The organism is Pseudomonas sp. GM41(2012) (assembly GCF_000282315.2).
Taxonomy (GTDB): Bacteria; Pseudomonadota; Gammaproteobacteria; order Pseudomonadales; family Pseudomonadaceae; genus Aquipseudomonas.
Window position 1 is genome coordinate 19,164 of sequence record NZ_AKJN02000002.1, and the last position, 22,112, is coordinate 41,275.

Below are 22,112 nucleotides of genomic sequence, written 5' to 3' on the forward strand. Positions count from 1 at the left end.
ATAATGCCCAGATGGTGAAATTGGTAGACACGCCAGCTTCAGGTGCTGGTGACCGCAAGGTCGTGGAAGTTCGAGTCTTCTTCTGGGCACCAATTTCGAGCTTGAGATTAGATCAATTTCAAGGCTCACACAAAAACCCGCGAAAGCGGGTTTTTTGCATTCTAAGCCCCTGAATTATTAAAACTAAATCAGGGGTTTACAGATTAAAAAGCTCTCCGTATAGTGCGCCACATCAACAGCGGCAACGCTGAAGATTATGCCCAGATGGTGAAATTGGTAGACACGCCAGCTTCAGGTGCTGGTGACCGCAAGGTCGTGGAAGTTCGAGTCTTCTTCTGGGCACCAATTCAAATTTCAGAGTCGATCTGAAATTTCACAAAAACCCGCGAAAGCGGGTTTTTGCGTTTCTGGCTTTCAAAAATCTTATGAGAGCCCCTGCGCGCCTTCTGTAGGAGCACGGCTTGCCGGCGATGGCGCCCTTGAGATCGCCATCGCGAGCAAGCTTAGCTCCTACAGGTAGAGCGTTATGCCCGAGCCCGCTCTAACAGAGCCGTCTTCGCCCCGCAAGGCGCACTTGAGAAACAATATCGTTTATCATTGTTTCAAGTTTTTGCAATGCGACAGTGAGGAACCTTGCGAATGATGTTTCGAAATACCCTGCGCCGCGGCCTGACCATAACCCTCCTCGGCCTGGCACTCGCCACTCCCCTCACCCAAGCCGTCGAACCGGTTTCCCTGACACTCTATAACGGTCAACACAAAGAAGTCGGCGATGCCATCGCCAAAGCCTTCGAAGCCAAGACCGGGATTCACGTCAATGTGCGCAAAGGCAGCAGCAACCAGCTCGCCAGCCAGGTCGTCGAAGAAGGTGATCGCTCCCCTGCCGACGTGATCTACACCGAAGAATCGCCACCACTGAACAAACTCGGCGAACAAGGCCTGCTGGCGCAGACCGATGCCGCCACCCTGGCCGTTCTGCCCAAAGACTACGTCGCCGGCAACGGCACCTGGATCGGCATCACCGCGCGAGTCCGCGTCGTCGCCTACAACCCCAAGCTGATTGACGAAAAAGACCTGCCCAAGTCGGTCATGGAGTTCTCCGATCCGAAATGGCAAGGCAAGGTCGGCTTCGTGCCCACCAGCGGCGCGTTCCAGGAACAGGCTGTGGCGATCATCAAAGTACACGGCATGGACGCGGCCGAAGAGTGGCTGACCGGTTTGCGTGCTTTCGGCAAGACCTACAGCAACAACATGGTTGCATTGAAGGCCGTGGAAAACGGCGAAGTCGCTACCGTGCTGGTGAACAACTATTACTGGTTCGCCTTGCAGCGTGAAAAAGGTCAGCTCGATTCGAAACTGCATTACTTCACCGGCGGAGACGTCGGCGGGCTGATCACTGTTTCCAGTGCGGCAGTGCTGAAATCCAGCAAGCATCCAAAAGAAGCCCAGCAATTCCTTGCCTACATGGCCAGCGAAGAAGGTCAGCGCGTGATCACTCAGACCACCGCCGAATACCCGCTGCACAAAGGCATGGAATCGGATCGTGGGCTCAAGCCGTTCAGCGAGTTGGAAGCACCGAAAGTCACGCCAGCCGATCTCGGCAACGCCGAGCAAGCCCTGGACCTGGAACGTGACGTTGGCCTGAACTGATGAGCGCATCGTTATCCGCCCCCGTCGCGCGCGGGGGTTATGTACCACGGCGCAAGCGGCCATCGATCTGGCTGCTGCTACCGGTTTTGCTGCTGGTGGTGCTCAGCCTGTTGCCACTGGCGTATGTCGGGCTCAAGACCTGGCAAGCCGGTTGGGCTGAGGCACTGCATTTGTTGTGGCGTCCTTATGTGTTCGGCCTGCTGCGCAACACATTGGCGCTGATGGCCGGTGTGACGCTCGCCTGCGGCGTGATCGGCCTGTCGCTGGCCTGGCTGCTTGAGCGCAGCAACTTGCCGGGGCGACGCTTGTGGGGCGTGATTCTGTGCCTGCCGTTCGCGGTGCCGGCGTTTGTCAGCAGCTTTACCTGGGTCTCGCTGAGCGCTCATTTCGAAGGCTTGGGCGGGGCGATCCTGGTGATGACCCTGTCCAAGTATCCGCTGATCTTTCTGCCGGTTGCTGCGACCCTGCGCAATCTCGATCCCTCTCTCGAAGAGTCCGCTCGCACACTGGGGCAGAATCGCTGGGGCGTGTTTTTCAGAATCACTCTGCCGCTGCTCTGGCCGTCACTGCTCGCCGGTTCGCTGCTGATCGCGCTGCACATGCTGGTGGAATTCGGTGCGCTGTCGATCATCGGCCTGCAGACGTTTACCACCGCGATCTATCAACAGTTCGAACTGGAATTCAGTAACGCGAATGCGGCGATGCTTTCCGCCGTGTTGCTGGCGCTGTGTCTGATGCTGTTGTGGCTGGAACTGCGAGCGCGCGGCAAGGGCCGACACGTGCGCACCGGCCAGGGCGCGGCTCGGCAGGCGGAACAGGTCCGGCTGGGGCCTTGGGCTGCCGCCGGACAACTTTATTGCCTGGCGCTGGCGATCATCGGCAGCGGTATTCCGCTCGGGATGCTGGCGTACTGGCTAGCGGTGGGTTCGTCGGCAGCGTTCCCGGTAGCGGCGATCAGCGAGGCGCTGCTCTCCTCTCTGGCGTTGTCACTGGGCGGCGCGGCGCTGTGCCTGGTGCTCGCAGTGCCGGTGGGATTGCTGGTGGTGCGCCACAAGGGCCAATTGGCGATCTGGGCCGAACGCTTGCCGTATCTGCTGCATGCGCTGCCAGGACTGGTGATCGCGCTGACGCTGGTGTATTTCGCCCTGCACTATGTGCCCGTGCTGTACCAGACTTCGGCGTTGTTGCTGATCGCTTATGCACTGCTGTTTTTGCCGCTGGCACAGGCGCCGATTCGTACGGCGCTAAACAAGGCTGCGCCACAACTGGAAGAGGCTGCACGCACGCTGGGCGCATCGTCCTTTAGCGCGTTTTGCCGGGTGACGTTGCCGATCATTTTCCCGGCGCTGGGCGCAGCGTTTGCGCTGGTGTTTCTGGATGCGATGAAGGAACTGACGGCGACACTGCTGTTGAGTCCGACCGGGCTCAATACGCTGGCGACGGAAGTCTGGGCGCATACCGCGAATGTGGAGTTTGCAGCGGCGGCGCCTTATGCGGCGTTGTTGATTTTGGTGTCGGGGCTGCCGGTTTATCTGCTGACGACTCGGATGTATTTGAGTCGCTGAGATTGCCATCGCGAGCAGGCTCGCTCCCACAGGGAAATACATTCCAATGTGGGAGCGAGCCTGCTCGCGAAGAGGCTAACCCAGTCAATACAAATTTAAGCCCTGAATTGCCCCAGACTTGCCTTCAACTGCGCCGCCAATCCATCCAGCACCTTGCCGCTGGCCGTGGTTTCCACCACCGCTTGTGCCGCTTTCTCAGCCTGTGCATGAATGGTTTCAACCCGACCACGCACCGCTTGCGCGCCTTGCGCCTGATGCGCCGCTGCCTGCGTTGCCAGACCAATCGCCGCATGAACCTGCTCGACCGACGCCTGCACCGATTGCTGCAACCGCGCACTGTCACGCAGCACCAGCAAACCTTCGCTGGCCTGACGCCCTGCCTGACCGATCGCGGCCACCGCCTCACGCGCACCTTGTTGCAGGGCAACGATGTGCGCCTGAATGTCGCCAGTGGAGCTCTGTGTCTTGCTCGCCAGCGCTCGCACCTCGTCAGCGACCACGGCAAAGCCGCGACCAGTCTCGCCCGCACGCGCCGCTTCGATCGCCGCGTTCAGCGCCAGCAGGTTGGTCTGCTCGGCGATCCCGTGAATCACCGTCAACACCACTTCAATTTGCTCACTCTGCTGCGCCAGCCGCTCGATGACTTTCGCCCCGGTGTCGACCTGCCCGGCCAACGCCTCGATCAGGCTGCCGACTTTCGCCGACGTCCGCGTGTTTTCATCCGTCGCCGAACGAATATCCACCACTTGCTGCAAGGCTGCCTGCATGGCGTGACTTTCAGACTGGGCTTCGTCAGCCATTTGTGACAACGCACGCAGGCTCTCGGCCACCTCATCGCGCTGCATGCCCGCCGCTTTATCGGCCCCGGCATTGCGCAAGGTCATCGCGCCGATTTCCACACCGGTACGCTGAGCCACATCGCCCGCTTCGCGCACGATCGGCTGCAACTTATCCACAAAGCGATTGACCGCCGAAGCCATGTCGCCGATTTCGTCCTTACTGTTGATCTGCACGCGCTTGGTCAGGTCGCCCTCGCCCGCCGCCAGGTCATCCATGGCAGCGATGAGCAGCTTCAAGCGATTGACCACCCGACGACCCAGCACCACCGCGAGCAACAGCAGCACACCGCAACCGACCAGCGCGAGACCCATGCCGATGCGCCAGCGCAAAGTGCCTGCCGCTTCCTGCACAGTGCTGGTGGTGTTTGCTTGCATCGCTGAAGCCGTGGACTGCGCCGACTTCAGGCGCGCGCCCATCGCTGCAGCACTATCAGCCGCCGCACCTTTGAGGCTGTCACCGACCAGTTGATCACTGCTGGCGATCAGAGCCGAAAAGCGTTTGTCGAGGGCTGCCAGATCGACTTCCACGGAAGCGGTGGAGACACCCATCAAGACCTTGCCGATTTCCACGCCATTGGGGCTGATTGAGGCTTCGAGGTAGTAGACCGATGGATCGTTCTTCGCCGCATCCAGCACTTTGTCCAATGCGCGCTCGCCCTGGCCTTTCTCCAGCAGCGCTTTGTTGATCGGGTTCTCGCGGTTCAGATAGCGCGTCAGGTGCTGGCCGGTAGCGTCGTCGTAGATCACAAACAGCACGTTGGGATTGCGCTGGGCCCGGCGGGCGAATTCGGACAGGGTTGGAACGTCGCTGTCCCACATGGCGCGAGGTGCGACTGAAGCCAGAAGCTGCGCCATATCATTGGCGGAGTCCTTCAGATCCTTCTCCAGCGTCACACGCAGTTGTGCTTGCTCGTCCTTCAATCGCGAGGACAAACCCGCCGTAAGACGCTGACGCGTGCTGGTAGAGAGGCTGTCGAGGCTCGACGTGACTTCACGCCCTGCCTGCTCAAGTTCCCCGGAGAGCTTTTGACTGTCGACCCCCAGGCGAACACCCAGATCCGCTTCCAGTGCGGTCACTGTGCTCCGGGTCAGGGCGACAGCTACAAGCACTTGCACCAAAAGGGCGATACCAAGGGTAACGAACACCGGCCGCAGAAGACGGCTTTGTAACAGTGAGAGAATGGCTGACACTTAAAATCCCTCTGCTTGGCGCCATTAAATTGATGGCGCACTGGAAGCGATGCTTTTAATCAACATCACAGCAAAGGTCGTGCCGCCCGACAGGCAGATACGACAAAGGCCCCAAATGAGGGGCCTTTGTGTTTTACATCAACGACTTATTAAGCGAACGGATGACGCAGAACTATGGTTTCGTTGCGGTCCGGGCCCGTCGAAATAATGTCGATCGGCGCACCGATCAGCTCTTCAACGCGCTTGATGTAAGCACGGGCGTTAGCTGGCAGCTCTTCCATGGTTTTGGCACCCACAGTCGACTCGGTCCAGCCCGGCACTACTTCGTACACAGGCTGCAGGCCCACGTAGCTGTCAGCATCAGTCGGGGCAACGGCATTGCCTTGCGCATCTTTGTAGCCGACGCAGATGTTGATGGTTTCGAGGCCGTCGAGCACGTCGAGCTTGGTCAGGCAGATGCCCGAGATGCTGTTCACATCGATAGCACGACGCAGGATAACGGCGTCGAACCAGCCGCAACGACGGGCACGGCCGGTGGTAGCGCCGAACTCGTGACCTTGTTTGGCCAGGTGAGCACCCACTTCGTCAAACAGCTCAGTCGGGAATGGACCCGAACCTACGCGAGTGGTGTAAGCCTTGGTGATGCCCAGGATGTAATCCAGGAACATCGGACCAACGCCCGAACCTGTCGCCACGCCACCAGCGGTGGTGTTGGAGCTGGTCACGTACGGATAGGTACCGTGGTCGATGTCGAGCAACGAACCTTGGGCGCCTTCGAACATGATGTCTTTGCCGGCGCGACGCAGGTCGTGGAGCTCGGCCGTCACGTCCAGCATCAGCGGCTTGAGCAGTTCAGCGTATTCTTTGCACTCGGCCAGGGTTTTTTCGAACTCGATGGCAGGCTCTTTGTAGTAACCCACCAGCATGAAGTTGTGGTAGTCCACCAGTTCACGCAGCTTGTCTTCAAAGCGCGGCATGTTGAGCAGGTCGCCCACACGCAGGCCACGACGTGCAACCTTGTCTTCGTACGCCGGGCCGATGCCGCGACCGGTCGTACCGATCTTCAGTTCGCCACGGGCCTTTTCACGGGCCTGGTCCAGCGCTACGTGGAAGGACAGGATCAGCGGGCAGGACGGGCTGATACGCAGGCGCTCGCGCACCGGTACGCCTTTCTCTTCCAGCTTGATGATTTCCCGCAGCAGAGCGTCGGGTGCAACCACCACGCCGTTGCCGATCAGGCACTGCACGCCTTCGCGCAGCACGCCCGACGGGATCAGGTGCAAGACGGTTTTTTCGCCATCGATCACCAGGGTGTGACCAGCGTTGTGGCCACCCTGGTAGCGCACTACGGCGGCAGCATGTTCGGTCAGCAGATCAACGATCTTGCCTTTGCCCTCATCACCCCATTGGGTGCCCAGGACTACGACATTCTTACCCATAACACTTGTCCTCATTCGCGCAAACTTGGTGCCGGCGGCAGCCGGCAGGAAAACTCAAGAAGCCAGTGGCGATACTTGCCAAAGCCCGTTCTGCTGAATCAATTGCCGGTCGCAGTCCGCTTCACGGGCGGCGGCCAAAGGTTGCCCAGGCAACGCCTGAACGACACGCTGACCCTCACTGCGCAACTGGCAAACCTGCTGCCAGAGTGCCGCATCCGTACTGTCAGGCATCCAGATACCGCCAGACGGTAACTCGATCTCAGCACGCCCCAGGGTCACCAGGGTTTTCAAATCGGTAGAGAAGCCGGTTGCCGGACGGGCACGACCGAAGTCGGCACCGATGTCGTCGTAACGACCGCCCTGAGCAATGGACTGGCCAACACCCGGTACGAACACCGCGAACACCACACCAGTGTGGTAGTGGTAGCCGCGCAACTCGCCCAGATCGAAATACAACGGCAACTCAGGGAAACGCGTGGACAGACGCTCGGCAATCGCCAGCAAGTCGTCCAGAGCTGCCAGTACCGGCGCCGGCGCATCCGCCAGACGCTCGCGGGCAGCGCTCAAGACTTCACGGCCGCCACACAGGTCAACCAGCGCCCGCAACATGCCCGACAGATCGGCAGGCAAGCCTTCGGTCAAGGTAATGACCTCGTCGATGGCCTTACGTTGCAACGCGTCGAACAACTGTTGCTCGACTTCACCGGACAAACCGGCGGCGCGAGCCAGGCCGCGGTAGATACCCACATGACCGAGGTCCATGTGCACATCCGGCACATCGGCCAGTTGCAGCATAGCCAACATCAGGCTGATGACTTCCACGTCGCTGCTCGGGCTGGCATCGCCGTACAACTCGGCACCCAGCTGGATCGGGCTGCGCGAGGACGACAAGGCGCGCGGTTGAGCGTGCAGCACGCTACCGGCATAGCACAGACGGCTCGGGCCTTCGCGACGCAAGGTGTGCGCATCGATGCGCGCCACTTGCGGCGTAATGTCGGCACGGAACCCCATCTGCCGGCCCGATTGCGGGTCGATGACCTTGAAGGTACGCAGATCGAGGTCCTGGCCCGCGCCGGTCAGCAGGGATTCCAGGTACTCGATATGGGGAGTCACGACAAACTCGTAACCCCAGCTCTGGAACAGATCCAACACCTGACGACGCGCGACTTCAATGCGCGCCGCTTCTGGTGGCAGTACTTCTTCGATGCCATCTGGCAGCAGCCAGCGGTCTACCGTTGCCATTACGCCATTCCCCTATGATCCGGGCGGCAAGCCGTTGGGCGAGCCTTGAGTGAAGCAGAAAATGATCGGCTCATGCGCACAAACAACGCGCATGGACGACACGGCGAAAAGCCTGAAATCGGCTTCACCAACCACTTTCCTCGAAAAACCTGTCGAGTCATTCAACTCGGACGCCTGCATAAAAAACAGCAATCAAACGTGCAGACGCAAAAAAGCCGGGAATTTCCCGGCTGCCGCATCATACACACGTTTTCCCAAAGGATCACCCCGCCCGAGGCGTTAGCCGCCAGGCGGGGGATGATTCAGGTCAACGTCGTATCAAGGCTTGGCTTTTTCCAGGTAACGGAAGAAGTCGCTGCTTGGGTCCAGGACCATGACGTCGGATTTGTTCGCGAAGCTTTCACGGTAGGCACGCAGGCTACGGTAGAAACCGTAGAACTCCTGATCCTGACCGTAGGCCTTGGAGTAGATCGCAGCCGCCTGGGCATCACCATCACCACGAACCTCTTCAGATTCACGATAGGCTTCAGCCAGCAACACGCGGCGTTGACGATCAGCGTCGGCACGAATGCCTTCCGACAGTTCGTTACCCTTGGCGCGGTGCTCACGAGCTTCACGCTCACGCTCGGAACTCATGCGCTCGAACACGCTGCGGTTCACTTCTTTCGGCAGATCGATGGCCTTGACCCGAACATCGACAACTTCGATGCCCAGCTCTTTTTCCGCCATCTTGTTCAGCGAAGCGGTGATATCGGTCATCAGCGCATCGCGCTCACCGGAAACCACTTCGTGCAGCGTGCGCTTACCGAACTGGTCACGCAGGCCCGACTCCAGACGACGGGAAAGACGCTCGTCAGCAATCTGCTTGAGGCCGGAAGTCGCGGTGTAGAAGCGCTCGGCATCTTTCACGCGCCACTTGGCGTAGGCATCGACCATGACGGCTTTCTTTTCCAGCGTCAGGAAGCGTTGTGTCGGTGCATCCAGCGTCATCAGGCGTGCGTCGAATTTGCGCACCTGGTTAACGTAAGGCACTTTCACATGCAGGCCCGGCTGAACATCAGTCTGGACCACACGACCGAACTGCAGCAGCACCGCACGCTCGGTCTGAGCCACGATGTAGAAGCAGTTCCAGGCAGCGATCGCCACGACGACGCCGACAATAAGGGCGATCAGCGATTTATTGCTCATCAGCGACTCTCCCTGGTACGTGCTTGCTGTTGCTGCAGATCGGCTGCACGCACATTCGCTTCATTGCTGGTGGCTGCCGCACCGGTCACCGAAGTGCTGGTGTTGCGACCGCCTTCGACCATCTTGTCCAGCGGCAAGTACAGCAGATTGCTCTGGCCATTCTTGTTGCCGGTCACGAGAACCTTGCTGGTGTTGCTGAAGACTTCCTGCATGGTGTCCAGGTACAGACGCTGACGGGTCACTTCAGGGGCCTTGCGATACTCGCTCACCAGCTTGGTGAAGCGATCAGCCTCACCCTTGGCGCGCGAGACGGTTTCGTCACGATAACCGTTGGCATCTTCGATGATGCGCTGGGCCTGACCACGGGCTTCCGGCACGACGCCGTTGGCGTAGGTTTCAGCCTGGTTACGCGAACGCTGCTCGTCTTCACGGGCGCGGATCACGTCATCGAAGGCTTCCTGCACTTCACGCGGTGCGGCTGCGCTCTGTACGTTGACCTGAGTGACGGTGATACCGGTGCGATAGGTATCCATGAAGCGTTGCAGACGCTCCTTGATTTCGCTGGCCATCAATTCACGACCTTCGGTCAGCACCTGGTCCATCGCGGTGGAACCCACCACATGGCGCAAGGCACTTTCGGTCGCGTGCTGCAGGCTGATTTCCGGCTGATCAACGCTCAGCACGAAGTCCTGCAGATTGCTGATCTTGTACTGCACGGTCAGCGGCACTTCGACGATGTTCTCGTCTTCAGTCAGCATTTGACCCTGCTTGGTATAGGCACGCTCACGCGTGACGTTTTCCAGGTACTTGCGATCGATCGGCGGGAAATAGATGTTCAGGCCCGGGCCAACGGTTTCGTAGTACTTGCCGAAGCGCAGCACCACGGCTTGCTCCTGCTCGTCGACTACATAGACCGCGCTGTACAGCCACACGGCCGCCAACACGACCAGGCCGATGCCGAGCAGACCGCCGAAGCCGCCACTCCTGCCCGAACCGCCACCATCATCACCGCGTTTCTTACCACCACCGAACAACCCGTTCAGGCTTTCCTGCAGCTTTCGGAAGGCCTCGTCGAGATCCGGTGGTCCCTTGCGGTCGCCGTTATTGCGGCGCTTGCCACCCCAAGGATCCTGATTATTCGAGTTGCCACCCGGCTCATTCCAAGCCATAGCGCTCTCCATCTGATAAAGCAAAGACGCACCCACGGCGCGCCGACCAATGCTACAGAATGCCCGTCACCGCGGCACAACCGCTTTTTCAGGCTTTTATTGCAAAGTGTGTTGTTCGATGAATTCCATCGGTTGCAGACCTTCGCGACTCACCAGTCGATTCAACTCGACCCGTGGCAAGCGAACGGCCAGCAGGCTGATGCCTTCTTCGTCGTGTTCTTCTTTCTGCACCGCACCGAGTTCGAAAAACTGCGCACGCAGTCGAGCAAAACGTTGCGGCAAGCGCAAGGTACCGATAAACAAATCACCGCCGAGTAACTCGGCAATGGCTTGTTCAAGCAATTCCAGACCAGTGCCATCACGCGCCGACAGCCATACCCGCTGGGGTTTGCCGTTTTCGTCGCGCTGGATTTGTGGCTCAACGCCTTCAAGCAAATCGAGTTTGTTATAGACCTCGAGGATCGGCAAGTCCTGGGCACCAATCTCGCCCAGCACCACCATCACCTGCTCGATCTGCAACATGCGATCCGGTTCGGCCGCATCGATCACGTGCAACAACAGGTCGGAGTTGCTCGACTCTTCGAGCGTAGACCGAAATGCCTCGACCAGTTTGTGGGGCAAGTGGCGTATGAAACCCACCGTATCAGCCAGGACAATCGGCCCCAGGTCGTCGAGTTCCAGACGGCGCAAGGTCGGGTCCAGCGTGGCAAACAACTGGTCAGCCGCGTACACGTCGGATTTCGTCACGTTATTGAAGAGCGTGGATTTGCCGGCGTTGGTATAGCCCACAAGGGACACGGTAGGAATATCCGCACGCGAACGGCCGCGTCGCGACTGTTCGCGCTGACTGCGCACTTTTTCCAGTCGGCCCTTGATCTGCCGCAGACGAACCCGCAGCAAACGGCGGTCGGTTTCGAGTTGGGTTTCACCCGGACCACGCATGCCGATACCGCCACCCTGACGCTCAAGGTGGGTCCAGCCACGAACCAGCCGGGTGCTCATGTGGTCAAGCTGGGCCAGTTCTACCTGGAGCTTGCCTTCATGGGTACGGGCGCGTTGGGCGAAAATATCGAGAATCAGACCGGTACGGTCGATCACGCGACACTCGAAAACACGTTCGAGGTTACGTTCCTGACTGGGCGTGAGGATGTGATTGAAAATCACCAGATCGGCTTCTTCGGCCTTGACCAGGTCGCGCAGTTCCTCGACCTTGCCGCTGCCAATCAGGAATTTGGCGGTTGGCCGATGACGCGGCACGTTAAAAAACGCAACGGTCTCGGCGCCCGCCGAATTAGCCAGTTCCTGAAACTCCTGCGGATCTTCGCGCGCCTCAGGGTCCTGTCCATCCAAGTGAACGAGGATTACTCGCTCACCACCACCGTGGCGCTCAAAGAACAAAGGAGACTCCTATCAGGCGTTACCTGGCTCAGCGTCACCTGCTTCGGATTCGGTTGCGCTAGGCAGACGAATTGGACGAACCGGCACCACTGTAGAGATAGCGTGTTTGTAAACCATCTGGCTGACGGTGTTTTTCAGCAGGATAACGAACTGGTCGAAAGACTCGATCGTGCCTTGCAGTTTGATCCCGTTGACCAGGTAGATGGAAACCCCCACTTTCTCTTTACGTAAAGTATTCAAGTAAGGGTCTTGTAGCGAATGCCCTTTTGACATGTGCCGCACTCCTTTAAGGATTCAATATAAAAAATAGGTAAACAAATGGCTTGTGGCCGTCACACCCCCAAGGATAGACGGCAAATGCAAGGACTCAGCTCAATATGGAGATGGTCCCAAGGTATTTCAAGGCGCGCGGCAGATTGTCGCAATCGAGGCTGTCCAACCAGTGTAAATCAGCCCAACTGCGCAGCCAGGTGAACTGGCGCTTCGCCAATTGGCGCGTGGCAATGATTCCACGCTCCTGCATCTCGGCTTGCGTCAGCTTGCCATCCAGGTAGTCCCAGACTTGTCGGTAGCCTACTGCACGTATAGACGGCAACCCGGCATGCAGGTCACTTCGCTTACGCAGGGCTACGACCTCGTCAATGAATCCCTGTTCCAACATATTCGTGAATCTTTGTTTAATTCGCTCGTGCAATACCTGGCGATTTGCCGGGGCAATGGCCAAGTTCGCGACAGTATAGGGCAATTGTTGCAGTCCCGAGGCGGCTGCTTCAGTACTTTGCGCAGATTGTCGCAACCTTAGTGCAGTCATGCTCTGACCACTGACGCGATAAACTTCCAGCGCCCGACTAAGTCGCTGCGGATCGTTCGGATGAATACGCGCAGCGGATTCCGGATCGATGACCGCCAATTGATCGTGCAAGGCTTGCCAGCCAAGGCGTGCAGCCTCTTCTTCGATCTGTGCGCGGACGTCCGGATCGGCCGCAGGCATGTCTGCCAGACCTTCAACCAAAGCCTTGTAATAGAGCATTGTGCCGCCCACCAGCAGCGGAATTTTGCCCCGCGCGGTGATCTCGGCCATGGCTTCGAGGGCATCACGACGGAAATCGGCGGCCGAATAGCTCTCTGCCGGGTCGAGAATATCGATCAACCGGTGTGGAAATTCAGCCAGAAGCTCTTTTGAAGGCTTGGCGGTGCCGATGTCCATGCCACGGTAGACCAGCGCCGAATCGACGCTGATCAGCTCGCAAGGCAAGACTTTGGTGAGTTCGATGGCCAGGTCGGTCTTGCCGGCGGCGGTCGGCCCCATCAGGAAAATCGCAGGAGGGAGCTGGTTCATCAACGACCGCGCAAGAACAGTTTGTCCAGATCGTCCAGGCCCAGTTGGGTCCAGGTCGGTCGGCCATGGTTGCATTGACCACTGCGTTCGGTGTTTTCCATGTCCCGCAGCAGACCGTTCATTTCCGGCAGGGCCAGACGCCGATTCGCCCGAATCGCGCCGTGGCAGGCCATGGTGCCGAGCAGTTCGTTCAGGTGCGCCTGAATCCGGTCGCTGGTGCCGTATTCCATAAGGTCGGCGAGGACGTCACTGACCAATCGATTGGCTTCAGCTTGCTTGAGCAAGGCTGGGATCTGCCGGATCGCCAGGGATTCCGGGCCCAGACGCTGCAATTCAAAGCCCAGGCGCTGGAACCACGCGCCGTGTTCTTCGGCGCAATCGGCTTCACGCTGACTAACCGCCAGCGACTCCGGCACCAGCAGCGGCTGACCGCTCAGGCCTTCACTGGCCATGGCGATTTTCAGACGTTCGTACATGATCCGCTCGTGAGCGGCATGCATGTCCACCAGCACCAACCCTTGGGCGTTTTCCGAAAGAATATAAATGCCTTTGAGCTGCGCCAGTGCATAACCCAGCGGAGGAATGTCGTCCTGGCCGGCCGGCAGCGCTACCGCGTTGGCTTCTGGCAACGGTGCAAAAAACTCGCGATAAGCTGCCTGGGCCTCAGCAACAGGCACGCCGGACTGAGGCCGCGGCGAGTACTGATATTGATAACCGGCACCCGCGCCCGAGCCGGCCGGCGTATTGAACGACGGCTGAGCCTGAGGCTGTTCCAGCAAGGCATTGGCCGCCAGACGCATTTCGCCCTGCGGACCGAACTCGCCAGCATCAATACCGGTGGGTCGAACGATGGCCGTCGCGACAGGCGCAGCCAGATGGTCTTCCGGCCGCACATCGCCCAAGGCGCGGTGCAGGGTGCCATAGAGGAAATCGTGAACCATGCGCCCGTCACGGAAGCGCACTTCGTGCTTGGTCGGGTGCACGTTGACGTCAACGCCTGCCGGATCGACTTCAAAAAACAGTACGAACGTCGGGTGCCGGCCGTTGAACAGCACGTCGCGATAGGCCTGGCGCACCGCGTGGGCCACCAGTTTGTCGCGTACCGCACGGCCGTTCACAAAGAAATACTGCAAGTCTGCCTGACTGCGGTTGAACGTCGGCAAGCCGACCCAGCCCCACAAATGCAGGCCATTGCGCTCGATCTCGATCGGCAGCGCCTGCTCGAGGAAACCCGAGCCGCAAATCGCCGCCACACGCCGGGCACGGGCCGCGTCGTCATGGGCTTCATGCAGGCTGAGGATGGTCTTGCCGTTGTGGCGCAGATGGAACGCCACGTCAAAACGCGCCAACGCCAGACGCTTGATCACTTCTTGCAGGTGATCGAATTCGGTTTTTTCGGTTTTGAGAAACTTGCGTCGTGCCGGGGTATTGAAAAACAAGTCACGCACTTCCACCGAAGTGCCCACCGGATGGGCCGCCGGTTGCACGCGAGGCGCCATGTCCCGGCCTTCGGTTTCGACCTGCCAGGCCTGATCAGCCTCTTTGGTGCGGGACGTCAGGGTCAGGCGCGCCACGGAGCTGATCGACGCGAGGGCTTCACCGCGAAAGCCCAGGCTCATGACCTGCTCGAGGTCTTCCAGATTGCGGATTTTACTGGTGGCGTGTCGCGCCAGGGCCAGCGGCAGGTCATCGGCAGAAATGCCGCTGCCATCGTCGCGCACCCGCAGCAGCTTGACGCCGCCCTGCTCCACATCGACATCGATACGCCTGGCGCCGGAGTCGAGGCTGTTTTCCAGCAGCTCCTTGATCACCGAAGCCGGGCGCTCAACCACCTCACCGGCGGCAATCTGGTTCGCCAGTCGCGGGCTGAGCAGCTCGATGCGAGCCGTGTTGGTCAGCACCTGGTTCATTCTTTGGCCGCCAGTTCAGTGCCGGGGATGGTCAAGTGCTGACCGATCTTGAGCTCATCACTCGACAGGTTGTTGGCGCTGCGCAGCGTGGCCGGAGACACCTGATATCGCACGGCAATCATCGCCAGCGTCTCGCCGGGGTTCACCCGATGGTCACGCGGGCCTTGGGCGATCCCGCCGGAATCACGCAGCCAGGCAATGTAGGTGCCCGGTGGCGGGTTCTGCTGGAAGAACTGGCGCACGCCGCTGCTGATCGAACGCGCCAGCGCTTGCTGGTGATTCGCTGCGGCAAGCTTGGACGCTTCGTTGGCGTTGGAGATGAACCCGGTTTCCACCAGGATCGATGGAATGTCCGGCGACTTCAGCACCATGAATCCGGCCTGCTCCACGCGCTGTTTGTGCAGCGGCGTGACGCGACCGATGTTGCTCAGGACTTTCTGGCCGACGTTCAGACTAGACGTCAGGGAAGCCGTCATCGACAGGTCAAGCAGCACGCCCGCCAGCATGCGGTCCTTGTCGTCGAGGCTGACGTTGCCGGCACCACCGATCAAGTCGGAACGGTTTTCGCTGTCGGCCAGCCAACGGGCCGTTTCCGAGGTAGCACCGCGATCAGACAGGGCAAACACCGAGGCACCGAAGGCTGCGGCCGAAGGCGCGGCGTCGGCGTGGATCGAAACGAACAGGTCGGCGCCCTTCTTGCGGGCGATTTCGGTACGGCCGCGCAGCGGGATGAAATAGTCGCCGGTGCGGGTCAGTTCGGCGCGGAAGCCTTTCATGCCGTTGACCTGACGCTGCAGTTCGCGGGCGATGGCCAGTACCACGTCTTTTTCACGCTGACCGCGGGAGCCGGAGGCACCCGGGTCTTCGCCGCCGTGACCGGCATCGATGACCACAATAATGTCGCGCTTGCCGGCCGGGGCTGGCGGCAGCTTCACCGCAGGCTCCACCGGAGTGACCGGTACCGGGGCTACCGTCGCGACGTTGGTCGGCGCCGGAATTGGCGCGGCATCGGCGGCGTTGTCGAACAAGTCGACCACCAGGCGATTGCCGTACTGGGCGTTTGGCGCCAGCGTAAAACTTTTCGGCGTCACGGCTTTTTTCAGGTCGATGACCACCCGCAGATCGGTTGGCGTACGTTGAGCCGAGCGCATGGCGGTGATCGGAGTGTTCGAGCTGTTGACGTTCAACGGCGCCCCCAGAGTCGCGCCATTGATGTCGATGACCAGCCGATCCGGGGCGGTCAGGGTAAAGACACTGTGCTGGACAGGACCACTCAGATCGAACACCAGTCGTGTGTTGTCCGGAGCCCGCCACAGGCGAACGCTGTTGACCTTCGTCTCGGCCACAGCGTCGACGGTCACCGCCAAAAACAACAATCCTACGGCAGCTACCATCGCGCGAAAGCGCATACCTAACCCCATCATTTAATTGGTTTCCAATGCCAAAGCGGCACACCACGACTCGCCACGCGAGCCCTGGGACAAAATTTTCAGCGAACGCCCGCCATCTTGCGGGCTAATGGTAATGGTCAGGTCGGGCTTTGGCAAAAAGCCTGCACCCTTTTCGGGCCACTCGATCAGGCACAACGCGTCGTCTTCAAAGTAGTCGCGGATACCCAGGTACTCCAGCTCTTCAGGATCGACCAAGCGATAGAGGTCGAAATGGAAGGCCCGGATGTCACCAATCTCGTAGGGTTCGACCAAGGTAAACGTAGGGCTTTTTACCGACCCTTGATGCCCCAGCCCCCTGATGATGCCCCGGGACAGCGTGGTTTTCCCCGCGCCCAGATCCCCCTCGAGAAAAATCAGACCGTGCCCTTCGGTGGTTTGTGCGATGCGCGTACCAAACGCAGTCATCGCTTCTTCATCAGCCAGGTACAGGGTTACTTCAGACACGGTGCTTGCTCCTCCAACAACTGACGAATGGCTGGAATCAGATCACTGGCCGCCAGCCCACGGCCCGATTTACTTTCTTGCGCGCCAGCATTGGCGTGCAGCCAGACGGCCAGGCAGGCGGCGTCGAATGCCTCCATGCCTTGCGCCAGCAACGCGCCGACCAGACCGGCCAGCACATCACCCAAACCGGCGGTGGCCATGGCCGGATGGCCCTGATGACACAACGCCAGACGCCCATCGGGGCTGGCGATCAGGCTGCCGGCGCCTTTCAGCACCACGACAGCTGTATATTTTTTGCTCAATTCGTGAGCTGCCGCAGGACGATCGGCCTGCACTTGGGCAGTGCTTATCCCCAACAAGCGCGCCGCTTCGCCCGGATGCGGCGTGATCACACAATCCTTGGGCAAGCTCACGTGCTCTGTGGCCAGCAGATTCAATGCGTCGGCGTCCCAGACTTGCGGCAGCGGCGCATTGGCAGCCGCCGACAAAAGGCTGCGCCCCCAGGAAGCCTGACCCAAGCCCGGGCCGACAACCAGCACGGAAACCTTTTGCAGCAGTTCCATCAGCTGATTGGCCGATGAAGTGCCCAACACCATGGCTTCAGGAATTCTCGCCAGCGCGGCCGAAACATGTTCACTGCGCGTAGCCACGGACACCATGCCCGCACCGCTACGCAGGGCACTTTGCGCGCTCAGCAGGATGGCGCCACCAAAGCCGCGATCACCGCCGATCAGCAGGACGTGGCCGTATTTGCCTTTATGGGAGGTTGGAGCCCGGCCCGTCAGACGCGGCAAGGAACTGGCCGTCAGGCGACGTGCACTGATAGCGACTCCGTTAAACGACTCGGGGGAAGCCTGCAGATCGTTGAACACCAACTCGCCGACCACGTCTGCAGCATCGCCGGTGAACAGACCCAGTTTCAGGCCGATGAACGTCACCGTCAGGTCAGCCCGCACCGCAGCGCCGAGTATTCGGCCGGTATCAGCGCACAACCCCGAAGGGATATCCACCGCCGCAACCGGCAGCCCGCTGCCGTTGATCGCCGCGATGGCCCCCGCGTAGGGTGCTCGCACCTCTCCCGTCAAACCCGTGCCGAGCAAGGCATCCAGTACGACACCACGCAACTCTGACTGCGCAGTGAAAGCTTGCACCGCGACACCTTCGGACACGGCCTCAGCATGGGCTAATGCCGCATCACCTTGTAAACGCTTGGGATCACCGACCGCCAACACCCGCACATGCCAGCCGGCACGTCGGGCCAGCACGGCCACCAGATAACCGTCGCCAGCGTTGTTGCCATGACTGGCCACGACACTCAATTCATTCGCCGACGGCCAATGGCGGACCAGCGCACGCCAGGTCGCCCGCGCCGCGCGCTGCATCAATTCGAAGCCCGGTGTGCCGGCCGCAATCAGGTTCGCATCGAGGGCTCGCACTTGCGCGGCGCTATACAGCGCGTCGGGTAAATCATCTTTAGTCTGCGGCATGCGTCTTCGGGCTCCGATGTCTGGCAGAATTATACGCACCTCAGCTCCGGTTTCTCTCGCCTCATGCCCGCAATTACCACAGACCTGCCCGCCCTCGCCCAATCCATCAAGGACTGGGGCCGCGAGCTGGGCTTTCAGCAAGTCGGCATCAGCGGCCTCGACCTGGCCGAGCATGAGCAGCACCTGGAACGCTGGCTCGCGGCTGGCTACCACGGCGAAATGGACTACATGGGCGCCCACGGTAGCAAACGCTCACACCCGGAAGAGCTGGTGCCCGGCACGCTTCGGGTGGTTTCCCTACGCATGGACTACCTGCCGGGCGACACCGAAATGGCCAAACGTCTGGCACAACCGGAAAAAGCCTACGTCTCGCGTTATGCCTTGGGCCGCGATTACCACAAATTGATCCGTAAACGCGTGCAACAACTGGCCGATAAAATTCAGGCCGAAATCGGCCCGTTTGGTTTCCGCGCCTTCGTCGACAGCGCGCCGGTGCTGGAAAAAGCCATCGCGGAACAGGCTGGTCTTGGATGGATCGGCAAAAACACCCTGGTCTTGAATCGCAAGGCCGGCAGTTACTTCTTTCTCAGCGAACTGTTCGTCGACCTGCCGCTGCCGGTTGACCCGCCACACAGCACCGAACATTGCGGCCGCTGCACGGCGTGCCTCGACATCTGCCCGACCAACGCCTTCGTCGGCCCGTACGTGCTGGATGCCCGACGCTGTATTTCCTACCTGACCATCGAACTGAAAAGCGCGATCCCGGAAGATTTGCGGCCACTGATCGGCAATCGGGTATTTGGCTGTGATGACTGCCAGATCGTCTGCCCGTGGAACCGCTTCGCCCGTCCGTCCGGCGAAAGCGACTTCAAGCCACGGCACAATCTGGACAACGCGGAGTTGGCAGAGCTGTTCATGTGGGATGAGGAGAAGTTTCTCAGCAACACTGAAGGTTCGCCGCTGCGGCGGGCGGGTTATGAGCGTTGGTTGCGCAATCTGGCGGTGGGACTGGGCAATGCGCCGTCGAGCATTCCGGTGCTGGAAGCGTTGAAGGCTCGCAAGGATTACCCGTCGGAGTTGGTGCGAGAGCATGTCGAGTGGGCGCTCAAGCAACACGGACTCGCGTAGGAGCTGCCGAAGGCTGCGATCTTTTGATCTTGAGGAAACCAAAATCAAAAGATCGCAGCCTTCGGCAGCTCCTACAGGGGCCGTGCGATATCAGGCTTCGTCGTTGTAGACGAATTTGGGCATTTCCCAGTGGAAACGGATCGCCAGCAACCGCAGCAGGAAGCCGCCAAACAGCGTGATCAAAATCGCCTGTTCACCCGGCAATTGCAGGTAAATGCACAGCATGTAGCACCACGCCGCAGCGAACGAGACGCTGGCGTAGAGTTCGCGGCGGAAGATCAGCGGGATGTCGTTGCAGAAAATGTCGCGCAGGATGCCGCCGAAAACCCCGGTGATCACACCGCTGACGGACGCGACGAGCATGCCGTGCCCCATTTCCAGCGCGGTCATGCAGCCGATCAGGGTGAATGCCACCAGGCCCACGGCGTCGAGCACCAGGAACAGCGAGCGCAGGTGGCGCATCCAGCGTGCAGCGAAGACCGTGAACATCGCCGCCACCGAGGTCAGCACCAGGTATTCCGGGTGTTTGACCCACGTCAGCGGGTAGTGGCCGAGCAGCACGTCACGCACCGAACCCCCACCCAACGCCGTGACGCAGGCAATCAGCACCACGCCAAACCAGTCCATTCCGCGACGGCCGGCAGACAGGGCACCGGTCATGGCTTCGGCGGTGATGGCGATCAGGTAAAGCATCAGCAACATGGGGGCGGTCCTTACAGGAAGGCGCGCAGTCTAGCCATTTAGGGACGGCACCAAAAGGGGGCAATCATGGCGTTGGACCGCGTTGCCCGCGATGGCGTCACCCGAGGCGCCATCAGAACTTGATGAAGTTCTTGCGATAGTGCTGCAGCTCGGCGATCGATTCGCGAATGTCGTCCAGGGCCAGGTGAGTGCTGCCCTTTTTGAAGCTGTCGCGCACGTCCGGCGCCCAGCGTGCGGCCAACTCTTTCAGCGTCGACACGTCGAGGTTGCGGTAGTGGAAGAAGCTTTCCAGGGATTTCATGTGCGTATAAAGGAAGCGACGATCCTGGCAGATGCTGTTGCCACAGATCGGCGACTTGCCCTTCGGCACCCATTTTTCCAGGAAAGCGATGGTTTCGGCTTCAGCTTCGGCCATGCTGATGCGGCTGTCGCGAACGCGCTGGGTCAGCCCGGAGCCGCCGTGTTGACGGGTGTTCCACTCATCCATGCCAGCGAGAATTTCGTCGCTGTGATGGATAGCGATCACCGGACCTTCGGCCAAGGTGTTCAAGTCACTGTCGGTGACGATGGTGGCCATCTCGATGATGACGTCGGTATCAGGGTTCAGACCGGTCATTTCCAGGTCGATCCAGATCAGATTCTGCGGGTTTTGCATGTGTCGGCTCCTAGGCAATGCTGCGCAGTTTAGCCTAGGGCGGCGGCCGGGCGTGCTAAACTCGCGGCCGTTTTACCTAATCGCTGCATTCTTGATACGGAACACCCATGGCCAAACGCCAACTCAATCGTCGTCAAAACTGGCGCATCGAAAAGATTCAGGGCGAACGCGCTGCCCGCGCCGCCAAACGCGAGTCCTCGGCTGTCGAGGCACTTGAGGGTGGCGACTTGGGTCCGGAACAGACCGGCCTGGTGATCGCGCACTTCGGTGTGCAGGTCGAAGTCGAAGCCCTCGATGGCGATCTGGCTGGCCAGGTGTTCCGTTGCCACTTGCGCGCCAACCTGCCGGCGCTGGTGACCGGCGATCAGGTGGTCTGGCGTGCCGGCAACCAGGGTATCGGTGTGATCGTGGCGCAACTGCCGCGTAAAACCGAGCTCTGCCGTCCGGACAGCCGTGGCCAGCTCAAGCCTGTAGCCGCTAACGTCGACATGATCGTCATCGTCTTCGCGCCGCTGCCCGAGCCTCATGCCAACTTGATCGACCGTTATCTGGTCGCTGCTGAGCACGCAGGGATTCGTCCGCTGCTGCTGCTCAACAAGTTCGACCTGATCGACGAGCAGAACGCCCCCGCGTTGAATGCCTTGCTGGCGGTTTACCGCACGCTGGGTTATCCGGTGCTGGAGGTTTCGGCGCACCACGGCAACGGCATGGAGCAACTGCAGGAACAGCTGGACGGACGCATCAGCGTGTTCGTCGGCCAGTCCGGCGTCGGCAAATCCTCGTTGGTCAACAGCCTGTTGCCTGAAGTCGAAGCCCGTGTCGGCCCGCTGTCCGAGTTGTCCGGCCAGGGCACTCACACCACCACTACCGCGCGGTTGTTCCACTTCCCCGGCGGCGGTGAGTTGATCGACTCCCCGGGTATCCGCGAATTCGGCCTGGGCCACGTCAGCCGTGCCGACGTCGAAGCCGGCTTCATCGAGTTCAACGACTTGATCGGCACCTGCCGCTTCCGCGATTGCAAGCACGACCGCGAGCCGGGTTGCGCCCTGCTCAAAGCTCTCGAAGAAGGCCGCGTGCAGCAGCAACGGATGAACAGCTATCGCTCGATCATCGCCAGTTTGCCCGAAACCAGCTACTAAACAGACGCGCCCGCGGCCTCGACACTGACGGGGCAGCGCGCCGCTTGTAGCGTCCTACAAATATCCTCGCCATTTAAACGTCAGAGACTTCTGTAAGGCTCTTGCACGCCTGTTTGTAGGGGAATTCTCTTTATCAGTGCAGGTCTTGTTGCGACCACTCAAGTGCATACATTCGA

General features: G+C 60.1%; 18 protein-coding genes and 2 tRNA genes. 6 read left to right on the forward strand and 14 right to left on the reverse strand.

The genetic code is table 11. The features are described from left to right. The first annotated feature begins 5 nt into the window (after positions 1-5). From PMI27_RS0228980 to PMI27_RS28730, 4 genes are all read left to right on the forward strand, one after another. Positions 6-92 (forward strand) — tRNA-Leu (locus PMI27_RS0228980). A 166-nt stretch (positions 93-258) separates the two neighbouring features. Then, positions 259-345: transfer RNA gene (locus PMI27_RS0228985), tRNA-Leu, on the forward strand. Positions 346-639: 294 nt separating this feature from the next. After that, entirely contained in the window at positions 640-1,650 is a 1,011-nt protein-coding gene (locus PMI27_RS28735) for an iron ABC transporter substrate-binding protein (RefSeq protein ID WP_008156993.1), read from the forward strand. Continuing rightward, positions 1,650-3,215: an ABC transporter permease gene (locus PMI27_RS28730; protein ID WP_008156991.1), complete on the forward strand. Its 1,566-nt coding sequence runs from the start codon at positions 1,650-1,652 to the stop codon at positions 3,213-3,215. Before PMI27_RS28735 ends, PMI27_RS28730 begins: the two co-directional genes overlap by 1 nt. A gap of 95 nt (positions 3,216-3,310) precedes the next feature. Here PMI27_RS28730 and PMI27_RS28725 read toward each other — a convergent pair whose 3' ends face one another. The 12 genes from PMI27_RS28725 to PMI27_RS28670 all read right to left on the reverse strand — a co-directional run bounded on the left by PMI27_RS28725 (position 3,311) and on the right by PMI27_RS28670 (position 18,312). Next, a complete protein-coding gene (locus PMI27_RS28725) occupies positions 3,311-5,245 on the reverse strand; it encodes a methyl-accepting chemotaxis protein (RefSeq protein ID WP_008156989.1) in 1,935 nt (644 codons plus the stop codon). 149 nt (positions 5,246-5,394) lie between these two features. Then, positions 5,395-6,684, reverse strand: coding sequence for an adenylosuccinate synthase (locus PMI27_RS28720; RefSeq protein ID WP_008156987.1), 1,290 nt, complete (start codon positions 6,682-6,684; stop codon positions 5,395-5,397). Between the two features lie 54 nt (positions 6,685-6,738). Then, positions 6,739-7,926 carry an ATP phosphoribosyltransferase regulatory subunit gene (locus PMI27_RS28715; protein WP_008156985.1) on the reverse strand — a complete coding sequence of 396 codons (1,188 nt, stop codon included), beginning with the start codon at positions 7,924-7,926 and terminating at the stop codon, positions 6,739-6,741. Positions 7,927-8,244: 318 nt separating this feature from the next. Further along, positions 8,245-9,114 carry a protease modulator HflC gene (gene hflC / locus PMI27_RS28710; protein WP_008156983.1) on the reverse strand — a complete coding sequence of 290 codons (870 nt, stop codon included), beginning with the start codon at positions 9,112-9,114 and terminating at the stop codon, positions 8,245-8,247. Next, on the reverse strand, positions 9,114-10,283 hold the full coding sequence (hflK, locus tag PMI27_RS28705) for an FtsH protease activity modulator HflK (protein WP_008156982.1): 1,170 nt from the start codon (positions 10,281-10,283) through the stop codon (positions 9,114-9,116). The genes hflC and hflK overlap by 1 nt, the downstream gene beginning before the upstream one ends. A 96-nt stretch (positions 10,284-10,379) precedes the next feature. After that, entirely contained in the window at positions 10,380-11,681 is a 1,302-nt protein-coding gene (gene hflX / locus PMI27_RS28700) for a ribosome rescue GTPase HflX (RefSeq protein WP_008156980.1), read from the reverse strand. A gap of 12 nt (positions 11,682-11,693) precedes the next feature. Continuing rightward, positions 11,694-11,954 (reverse strand): RNA chaperone Hfq, encoded by a 261-nt coding sequence (gene hfq / locus PMI27_RS28695; protein WP_007902656.1) that lies wholly within the window; start codon positions 11,952-11,954, stop codon positions 11,694-11,696. A 94-nt stretch (positions 11,955-12,048) separates the two neighbouring features. After that, a complete protein-coding gene (miaA, locus tag PMI27_RS28690) occupies positions 12,049-13,020 on the reverse strand; it encodes a tRNA (adenosine(37)-N6)-dimethylallyltransferase MiaA (protein WP_008156977.1) in 972 nt (323 codons plus the stop codon). Continuing rightward, positions 13,020-14,930 carry a DNA mismatch repair endonuclease MutL gene (gene mutL / locus PMI27_RS28685; RefSeq protein ID WP_008156976.1) on the reverse strand — a complete coding sequence of 637 codons (1,911 nt, stop codon included), beginning with the start codon at positions 14,928-14,930 and terminating at the stop codon, positions 13,020-13,022. Before mutL ends, miaA begins: the two co-directional genes overlap by 1 nt. Beyond that, positions 14,927-16,354, reverse strand: a complete 1,428-nt coding sequence (locus PMI27_RS28680; protein WP_008156975.1) for an N-acetylmuramoyl-L-alanine amidase — start codon at positions 16,352-16,354, stop codon at positions 14,927-14,929. Before PMI27_RS28680 ends, mutL begins: the two co-directional genes overlap by 4 nt. Further along, positions 16,355-16,825 (reverse strand): tRNA (adenosine(37)-N6)-threonylcarbamoyltransferase complex ATPase subunit type 1 TsaE, encoded by a 471-nt coding sequence (tsaE, locus tag PMI27_RS28675; protein ID WP_008156974.1) that lies wholly within the window; start codon positions 16,823-16,825, stop codon positions 16,355-16,357. Beyond that, positions 16,813-18,312, reverse strand: a complete 1,500-nt coding sequence (locus tag PMI27_RS28670) for a bifunctional ADP-dependent NAD(P)H-hydrate dehydratase/NAD(P)H-hydrate epimerase (RefSeq protein WP_024164511.1) — start codon at positions 18,310-18,312, stop codon at positions 16,813-16,815. Before PMI27_RS28670 ends, tsaE begins: the two co-directional genes overlap by 13 nt. A 63-nt stretch (positions 18,313-18,375) precedes the next feature. On the opposite strand from PMI27_RS28670, the gene queG reads away from it, so the two are divergent. Next, positions 18,376-19,440 carry a tRNA epoxyqueuosine(34) reductase QueG gene (gene queG, locus PMI27_RS28665; RefSeq protein ID WP_008153269.1) on the forward strand — a complete coding sequence of 355 codons (1,065 nt, stop codon included), beginning with the start codon at positions 18,376-18,378 and terminating at the stop codon, positions 19,438-19,440. A 90-nt stretch (positions 19,441-19,530) separates the two neighbouring features. On the opposite strand, the gene PMI27_RS28660 is transcribed toward queG, so the two are convergent. Together PMI27_RS28660 and orn are read right to left on the reverse strand one after the other, a co-directional pair. Next, complete coding sequence (locus PMI27_RS28660) at positions 19,531-20,142, reverse strand: trimeric intracellular cation channel family protein (protein WP_008153267.1); 612 nt, start codon at positions 20,140-20,142, stop codon at positions 19,531-19,533. Positions 20,143-20,254: 112 nt separating this feature from the next. Continuing rightward, a complete protein-coding gene (gene orn, locus PMI27_RS28655; protein WP_008153265.1) occupies positions 20,255-20,797 on the reverse strand; it encodes an oligoribonuclease in 543 nt (180 codons plus the stop codon). A gap of 107 nt (positions 20,798-20,904) precedes the next feature. Between orn and rsgA the strand changes: the two genes are divergently transcribed. Continuing rightward, positions 20,905-21,936, forward strand: coding sequence for a small ribosomal subunit biogenesis GTPase RsgA (gene rsgA, locus PMI27_RS28650; RefSeq protein ID WP_008153263.1), 1,032 nt, complete (start codon positions 20,905-20,907; stop codon positions 21,934-21,936). The last annotated feature ends 176 nt before the right edge of the window (positions 21,937-22,112 follow it).